Source organism: Francisella sp. 19X1-34 (genome assembly GCF_041102755.1).
Lineage (GTDB): Bacteria > Pseudomonadota > Gammaproteobacteria > Francisellales > Francisellaceae > Francisella.
The window spans coordinates 1-9,938 of record NZ_JBGCTX010000080.1; the positions used below are offsets into that span (position 1 = coordinate 1).

Genomic DNA, 9,938 nt, shown 5'->3' on the forward strand with positions numbered 1-9,938 from the left:
GTATGCCCATTAGTCATAGAACTGCCTAAAATACACCAACTAGAAGACCTTAAGGGGTTAAGAAACAAAGCCCAACAACTAAATAATTATACAAAGGCCGGATATTTGCCTATAGATAATAATGATATTGAAAATAAAATTAGACCATTTGCAGTAGGTAGAAAGAATTGGTTATTCTCAGGTAGTGAAAAAGGAGCTCAATCTAGCGCAAACCTCTTTACACTTATAGAGAATGCTAAAATGTTTAATCTTAAAATATTTAATTATCTCAAATATGTGTTTGATCACATTGCTACAGCTAAGACAGACAAAGATTATGAAGCATTAACTCCTAAGTATGCACAGCTATTTGTTGAGAAGGTAGATAAAAATAAATCTGCAAATAATTAGATATAAATCTAGATGTATTTCATGAGACGCTTACGATTAATCACTCCAATCTAAAAGGGCTCTTCATTAAAATATATTGATATTCATCATTACCTGATGTTGGTGCATTTTTATCTTTATAATAAGTAATAAATGGCGTAGAATTTTCTTTAGCATAAAATATATTAGTAAAATAAAGAGTTATTGTTCCATCATTATTTTCTTTATAGTCATATATATTTAAGTAATTGCCTGTGAAATTTGCAGTATGATTAGAAGGATCATATTTATATTCCGCAAGCATGTAAGGACGTTGATTATCTTCATAAGTAGTGAAAATATTAAAACCAATAAGTCCATGTAGTAAACCTTGTACTTGTTCGGCATTAAGGTTAATTGCGGCACATCCTAATACCATATAATTACTATCATTGCTAAAAGTTGAATCTACAAAATTAAACGGGCAAGTATTTACTCCTCCATGAGGTAGAACATTATCTGATCCCCATTTTTTTGAACTTTGGCTATTTAAGATTTGTTCCTGTACATTTTTATCATTAGAAATACTATTTTCTCTATAGAAAAATGAACCTTCTGGATTAAAATAAAATGATGCATCTTGTGGAAACTTATTTTTTATAATTTGACCGTTTAATAAAGTACCTTCTTTATATTCAGAATAGTAGTCAGTTTTCATATGTAAAATAATTCTTACATCACACATAGGATCTTCGTTTTTATCACATTTATTGGACGTTTGTATCAAATTATAATCATAAATAATCCCTTCTATAGTATCTCCATCTTGAGTAGTAATGTCAATCATTCTACCATCAACAAGACCTAAACTATGCTCATAATACCCCATATCCGGTAGAGGAAGCTCTAAGTCCTGACAATTGATCATATCATTATACTCCCCTGAAAAAGAAAACATATTACATTTATAATCTAAATGACCAGAATACCAGTTCGTATTATACGCTTTAGCATTATTCAAATTTAGTTTAGTATCTTTAGAAGGAACGTCTTTTGTATCAAATGGAGTATTATAATCTAATGGCGTATTGAATGTAATAGGAGTTCCTTTATAAGTATTAACTAGTATTGGACTATCTACAACAAGAGGGTAAATAGTCTGAGTATCACTACAATCACCTATAGTTAGATTATTTTCAATGTGACAGCGTTGAAAATCGCTTGACGTATTCAACGAATATGTATTCAGCATGTTTGAAGAAATATAAGTAATGGGATTAGTATCTCCCACAATGCTCATACTAGCAGCATATATCATACCATATCCATCAGAAGGAAGTTGCATATCACTATAATCTGGTGTAGTATAGCTTACAACAGGAGCTTTACTATTATCAATATTGCCATTATGGTCTAGGGAATAAGAAACGATTCGTAGGCCTGGTAAATAAGGTCCTGGCTCTGTTGTCCATGCTGGCATTGGTGGTTCCATTATATCCAGAACATAGAGAGAATTTGTGCCTTTATTGTACACCGTCTTTGTAGGAACCGAAATATACCATTTATCTGAGGTGAGAGGTGGTTGAGGTATACTTTTACAGCCATAAAAAGCCCCTAACTCACTTAGCTTACAAGTAAACATATTACCAAAGGACTTTTTATTTGACAGATCCTTAGCTTCATCAGTATAGTAGATATTATTATGTATAATTACCATACTTTGAATTAATGTTAAATTAGTCAATGGGGATATAACCAATGAACATGATTTACTAACTACGTTTCCATATTGATTAATAGGGCATCTCCAAATAGAAGAAAAAAATCCACCCGCCATGGAACTGTCTGGTAATAATACACCAGCTATATATGCATAGTTATGATAAAACGCAATTGCAGTTGGGTTAAAGAAAGTTATTTTTTTTCCTAGAATAGATATATTCTGAATCGGAATTTTCAATTCTTTACATGAACTATATATTATATTTTGTCTTTTATCTATATCACAAACAGATAGTTTAGTATTCGTATATATAAAATTCTTATTAATATCAGGAGAGCTATTTGTGAAAATATAAGCTTTACCTTGACTAAATGATACTTTCACCATACTTTGTTGGCTTGAAAGTTTTGAACAATTGATCAATTTATTATCGTTATTAACTTCACATTTAGTAGTAAATAGATGCTGCGTATCCTTATCTGAAAGGAGATCTATTTGAGATAGATATGCATATTTTTTTTGCATATTCATTACATCATAAGAGTGTAAAATATTATTTGGAAAGCTATCATTTCGCAAAAAGTAGTGGTCTTCTGATTGCGGGAAAGGATTTAACATAAGTCGCATATCTTCTATGTAGTGAATTTGTTTATCTGAATTAATAGCTACATAGAATATTATATAATTCTTGCCATTAAAAGGAAGGGTGTATTCCGAGTCATATATAATTGCTGTAGTTTTTTCAGATGGTTTGAATAAATTAGGGTGATAAGTTATTAAAAAAGATCTCCCATTAAATTGACTAAGCGAGGAGCTACCAGAAAAAATGTTATTATCTACTCTAACACGTAGTTTGGCACATTGCCATTTGGAATCTGCTTCGCCAGGTAAACCTTCAATGAGGCTATTACATGTAATAGGCGATAAATTCTCATTAGTCAAATGAGCAGAGTCCCAATTTCCATATATAGGTACGATCTTAGGATCTATCTGCCAAGTTTTTGTATGAAAATCAATATAATTATATATACCAATTGGATAGTATGAACTAGCATAAGCCGGTAAAAATCCAAATAAACAAAATACAGCTGCGATAGTATACAAAAATTTTTTTTTCATAAGTCTTTCCTTTTTCTGATAGATACCCACGGGTAAACCCGTGGTGCTTATGTGGCAAAGCCACTGCATAACTTTGTTATGCTTTACAGATCTTTCGATCTGACCTAGTTTCCAAACCACCGTAATGTAAAACTAGGGAGGTTCATTCATCCACGCGTAAACGCGCGGTGTTCTGTCTTCGACCACATAAAAATTATTAGCAATTCAACGCAATTTCTGTTGACTAAGACACTACAACATAATCTCCAATCTTTATTCCCTTAATTTTCTTGAGTATATGTGAATTTACCTTAGGGTTTTCACTTTTAGATTTTTTGCTATTTTTTACCATAACGAGAGTATTCCCAATAAAACAAGCTGCTACTTCTCCAATATCTTCGTCTGTATTTTTAGTAATACTATTAGCAGCAGTTATATTCTCTTCAGTTGAAGTTGATAAACTATCTTCTAAGTCACCAATAGCATCAGCAGTAGTTAATAATCTCCCTAAACCAAGTGAGCCAATATCAATTATAGCTCCAATACTACCCATAACTTGCCCAGCAATCATCAGAGCAGAATTATTTTTCTCTATTCCTGCAATCGATAATGCTGCCGGACCAAACGTAATTGTTGCTTCAATACCCATCATGGATGATTGTATTATTATTCCAGGAGATGCGCTAGCTGCAACTGCTAACGCATCACCGCTTGTAAAAGCTACTGCTGCCGTAGACATCGCAGAATTAGCTAAGCTCATAAGACCTGATCCCAAACTTAATATTCCTGGTATAAGGTTGATTACAATGCCAGCTATCGTCATCGCACGAATAAAAGTGGCCCCCTGATTCAGTTGTTTAATGGCCGGAGATTCAATATTAAAGGGTGAGTTAGATACATTTAAATTGAATATGCTTCCAAAATGACCGCTAGGATCACTAAATCCAACGGGGTTTCCAAACCCATATAGAAAACCACTCGGCCCACCAACACCAAATGGGCTTTCCGTATCATGTTGCATAAATCTAGAAATTTCAGGAATATATACTCTTGATCCTAAAAGTTGATATTGAACTCCTGAGAATGAATCTTTATTTGGAACTATAGTTAATGCTCCGTTATCTCCATTATAAATTGTTTCTTGATTATCTTTACGCAATATATTGTAATTACGTAAATAGCTATAATCATTTAAAGATCCATATGGTGTATAACTATGAAGATAAAGTGCTGGAGAAGCTTCGTGATTTTGTGCCAAAACTTTTCCATTTATCCCTCGAATAATATGATTAACGCCAAGCGTATCTTGATCTTTCATAACAGGTATATCCATACTTGAATGTAGATATCCTCCAACTAAATAATGAAGTTTATTTTCTTCATTTTTATAAAAATTATCTCCATAATAATGCCTTTGATTAAGATTATTTAGAGAAATTCCAGTAATCGATTCCCTCAAACCTCTATGAATATCGATATTATTTTGGGTATTAGAACCTACACCTTGGCTTGTAATAGAAGTTAATCTCCCAGCCAAATTATATTTGTATGAGTCTGTCCCTGTTGAGGTTATTAAGCTAGCAAGTCTGTTCCATAAATCATCATAATTTAAAGTCAACAGGTTACCAATAGATTTAAGATGAGTTTCATCATTTTTATCATATACAAAAGCTAACGTTTTATTTCCATTAGTTGTAATACTAGTTATTTGATTATTATCATTATAAAAATATTGGCGTGAATTTATATTACTACCATCTGAATATGAGTCTATTGGACAAAGATTCTTGTCTTCATCACTCCCTGTATTTTTGCATCTATAGATAGCTAATCTTCCCATGCCATCATATGAATAGGTTTCAAGTAATCCTATATTCTTAATACCAACTATATTTCTTGTAGTAACATTAGTATTTACAGTATATAACTTACCGCTATCTGTATAATATTTAAATGTTTGTTTTATAGAATCTTTGTTGGAGCCTGGGTTTATTGGATTATATTCTGTTTCTATACTTTTTAAAGCTCCATAAATTTCATTAGTACCATTAGTATCATAATAGGTATACGTTTTACGCTCATAGTAGTCAGATGTTTCTGTTTTTTCATCGTTAGTATATGTTTCAGTATCTAATCTATTTTTAGCATCATAATGATAGATTATATTATATGTATTTTTGGGACTAGTTATCTTCGTCAATAAAGGAAGTCCATTTGCTGGATCTAAAATTGTTTCTTTTAGAAAATGATTTTGTGGATTCGATGAAATATATCTATCTGCAGAAATTTTAATTCCAGAGAGATAACTACTGTCGTCATATTTGGGAGTGAATGTAGTAGTATCACTCGTTGTAGAATTAATAGATTTAATTATTCCATTAATATAATTATAATTAATCTCTGAATGTGATGTTGTTCCACTATTATCATTACGCATATCTTGCAAACTATTAATTGTTAAATCATCATTGAAGTCTTCTATATTTGTTATATTATTATTTATATTTTGTGGATCAATTACCTTTTCAGTAATTTGATTAGATTTTATATAATTGAAACTATCTGATAAAATTTTTCCTGTTAAATTAGTGTATTTTTTTATATCTCCAGATGGAGCTACAGAGTTTTTATAAGTATCTATACTATCTAATTTATCAATATTAAAACCTTTATAGTCACACAAATAAGATTTATCTTCAATATTCTTATATAGGCATGCTTCACTGTAATTATATTGAGTTACTCGATGAGATCTAACATTATTATCAAAATAATCATAAGCTACTTGATTAACATTAGCATTATCATCATAGTAATAATGGTATGGTTCCGTAAAATTATTATATTTAACTCCAGTAACTCTATAGAGGGAATCATAAATATATGCAAGAGTTTGTGTATTTTTATTTGTAGCATTACCAATTATAATTTTATCCAAAGTAAGACTACTATTAAAAAACAAAGTCTTTGTTTTTTGATCATGCGTAATATATGTAACTTCAAAAGGGTAAGAAGATTTTGTATCAGTATTTGTATTATATAATACATTACTTTGCTGGCTATTAATAATCTCGCCACTCGGATCATATGTTGTAACTGTACTAGTAAGAATATTAGAATCTGATGATACAACGCTTTTCTTACTGCCTAAAGCAATATCCGTTTTTTCTGATCCACATAATTTCATATCTTCAATAGATTCATAATTAGCTTTTTCACAACTTGTAACCTTTGTACTAGTGCTGTAGTTAGCATTATTGCTAGATGGGAAATTATACGAATATTCATAATCACTATGGTAATTTTTCTCAGGAAAAACTTTATCTCCTTCAAACATGGACTCTTTCCATGAAGTTGTAGTTTTTGATGTAGCAACAATCCTATTCATGAAATCATATTTGAACTGCTCATTCGATAGCTCATTAGAACCATTATAATATTGTTCTTTATCAATCTGTCCATTTATATTATATTCATAGGTCTTATAAATAGGATCAAATGGATCATTACTTGAAGTATTAATATTTGGAGTTTGATACTTTATTATTTCACCATATTTATTATATGTTGCAAGAGAAGAATGACCGTACATATCAGTCTTTTCTACGGTAAAGTTATCATTATTTTTATTGTAAGCATAAGTATCATTGCTAATCGTATGAACTGCATTATCATATGTAACTTGCTCTATCTTCTTGGACTGTAATCTTCCATAATCGTCGTAGGAATAAGTATAAATTTCCCCATTAGATGTATATATTTCTTTAGGTAAATTACTATGTAGTATATAATCTATTTCTTTTCCACTTCCTGGTCTCGTACCTCCTAATATCAATGCATTTTTAGTATCGTCATAATTAAGTGTGTTCTGAATAGATTGTCTACTATCATCTTTAGTATAATCTGAATTACATTCATTTGTGTTAACACAAGTTGTTATAGAAGTCAAATTATTAGTGTCATCATAATCATATTTTTTAGTAGTTTTTTTATCTCCTATATTATTGACTACAGTATCAATAACTTTATAACTGTTTTTATCTCCTCCGATTACATTTTTATATTGATAAGAAGTCGTAGTAGACAGTCTTGAGTTCATTATTTTATCTTTATTAATGTAAGGTCGCACATATGATTTGATTGATAAAATTTTAGAATCTTCCGAATTTGGATCAACATAATTTATCACAGTTGCATTTAGTAGTTGATTATTAACACCTCTGCTGTAAACATGAGTTAAGTTATGCAATGCGTTATAGACATAACTGATTGAACTAAGCTGATGTTCTTTACCATCGTTCAATTGAATACTTTGGGTTTCATTCGATATTTGATCATATATCCCATCATACTTATCAATATATGGATATTGACCATCTGCATTTATTAGATATTGAAAACCTTGAATTAAGCAACTATCATCTTTAGAGTTAATTGAACAAATTTTCTTTTGAGTCAATAAACCATATTTATTATATGTATCATATTCTTTATTTAATTCTGGTCTAGTAATAATAACAGTAAAACTTGGCTGACCATTATTTGAATTATTAATACTCATCCCAGAAATTGCATAATTTGTTGTTAATGCTCTATAATACTCAAGATCACTATTTGTATCAGTTATCTGTTCATTACCAGTAGTTTGTTTATAAAAATTATTACCATTACTTCCCCAACTATAATTAGTGATTATACCATTGTTTTGCATAGTGCTTACATACATAAATGTATTTGGACTCTCACTATCTCCTAGCAAATTAAGGATTTTCATTATTGCATTTAGATAACCTTCGTTTTTAAATATAAAATTTGTATTATCTTTCAATGCGGAATCACTATAATTAATGTTATATGTTGCCGAAGAATATTGAAAATTAACTGATGGAACAAAACCTATATTGGAAGTCCCTGAAACTGATGCTAATAAAGGTACTGGGGTTTTGGAATATACACTATAGAAATCTCTTTGATATTTATTCATATAATATGGACTAAATGCCCATATAGAGTTATCTCCTGCTTTAATTAAAGATATTCCATCTGGAGTAATATTATGATATTCAGGGTTATAATTCAAATTAATTGTAGTATAAGGATCAGTATTAGAAGATAAATTCCAATCTATAGATTTCAACGTTCTTACGGTATAGTCAAAATTTTGCATTCCAATGTGTGAAACATCCATATAAGTCTTAATAGCATGAGTCTGAGAAGGATTTCCAACATAATTAGCTGTACCTATTTGGATATAAGGCTCCATACCAATAAATGATACTGGATTTATATATGTTAATTTATATTGATCAGATTTTAAATTAACAACTACTTCCTTTCCCTTAAGGTTAGTTCCTTTAATAGTGATATTTTTCGAATCGTTTAATGGTGATATATTATACTTGAGAGGATTATTCTCAAAAAATTTAGCTGTAGTTATGTCACTATCTTCAGCTGTTGGGCAATCCTGAATGGATTTATTTATTGTAGTATCTCTTTGATGTCCAGTATCATAATAATAATAATAATTATAATAAGTAATAGGGGTTTTGATAAAATCTCCCATGTTCCAGACAGGAAGTTTCAAGTCAGGAGCAAATCCTTCAGAACAATTGCCGCTAGGAGACCCATCAGGACAATATTTAATATTACTAATGAAACAGCCTGTTGTAACCTTTGTATTAGGAATATCTTTAGGTCCAGTAAAATTTAATTTTTTAAGGCCTGAAATATTTATTTCAGGAGCCCCAGATATTAAAGCATTATTATAGTAACCCGAAATATTAATTGTATTTTCTTTTTGATTATATGTTACTTTTATACTTTTGTTTGAAACTTCATCAATATTATCTGAAGAAATAGATATCAAGCTTGAATTAGAATTACCATCAAAATTAAATTGTGTTTTCTTATTTGGATTCTTAATGCTTAATAAAGTAAAAGTATAAATGTTACCGTTAGTTTTTGAGGCTTTTATAAAAAAGTTACGACTAATTGAACTCTTAAGTAAAGGATAGTATGCTGTCTTGTCTTTATCAGATTGCTTAAAAACCCCTGACATATTAGAGTTATTAACTATTATTTCTTTAGGATATCCACTTACAGATTCTTTAATCACATCTGCATCTTTGTTAAACTCGCATTTTCCTTTGTCATCAAATGAACCTTTACATAAGGTTTCCCATTCGTTACTAAAAGTGATATATGGTATATTCAAAGTCCATCCAGAACCAATTCCCCAAAAGTCACTACTATTATTACTATTATATATGGCTTTCAATGTAAATGAATCCTCAGACGAATATGGTCCATTGAAAAGATCTGAAGAAATTAGTGATATACTATAATTAGAGCTCAAGCTCGTTGATGAAACACTTCCAACTCCAGCTAAACCTTGTATATTTTCGAATGGTAATATTCCGGATGAAGACTTGATTTTTGAATTACTAAATTTAGCATTATGACTATTTTTAATAGAATAAACAGAATTTCTAGATTCAGCATATAAAATCTGAAAATTAAATAAAAAAGTAATAAAAATAATCATTACATATTTACAAACTTTATTCTGGCTATTTGTTTTTTTCATTAGGTGTGATTTACAATAAAGAATAACTCAAAAATAATATAAATATATATCTAGAATATGAATGTCTCTTTTCAATTCTTTTCAATTTCTTGTGGTTAAGACAAGACGGCTTTGTTTCTTAACCCCCTAAAGTTATAAATATGTTGTCAAATCTAAGTCAAAGAATTAGAATCAATCAATTTT

The 9,938-nt window shown here is 29.9% G+C and carries 3 protein-coding genes; 1 reads left to right on the forward strand and 2 read right to left on the reverse strand.

What is annotated here, in order from left to right; genetic code table 11:
* Positions 1 to 30: 30 nt before the first annotated feature.
* Complete coding sequence (locus AB8E56_RS10445) at positions 31 to 390, forward strand: transposase (RefSeq protein ID WP_329480854.1); 360 nt, start codon at positions 31 to 33, stop codon at positions 388 to 390.
* Positions 391 to 430: 40 nt separating this feature from the next.
* Here the strand turns inward: AB8E56_RS10445 and AB8E56_RS10450 are convergent, their stop codons facing one another.
* On the reverse strand, positions 431 to 3,190 hold the full coding sequence (locus tag AB8E56_RS10450) for a hypothetical protein (protein WP_329480850.1): 2,760 nt from the start codon (positions 3,188 to 3,190) through the stop codon (positions 431 to 433).
* A 223-nt stretch (positions 3,191 to 3,413) separates the two neighbouring features.
* The gene (locus AB8E56_RS10455; protein ID WP_329480852.1) at positions 3,414 to 9,755 is read right to left on the reverse strand and encodes a hypothetical protein; all 6,342 of its coding nucleotides are present in this window, start codon (positions 9,753 to 9,755) and stop codon (positions 3,414 to 3,416) included.
* Between the last annotated feature and the right edge of the window lie 183 nt (positions 9,756 to 9,938).

What these genes read in the sequence shown, in the direction of transcription:
- AB8E56_RS10450 (WP_329480850.1), bottom strand. Translation starts at nt 3,190, where the DNA reads ATGAAAAAAAAATTTTTGTATACTATCGCAGCTGTATTTTGTTTATTT.
- AB8E56_RS10455 (WP_329480852.1), bottom strand. Translation starts at nt 9,755, where the DNA reads ATGAAAAAAACAAATAGCCAGAATAAAGTTTGTAAATATGTAATGATT.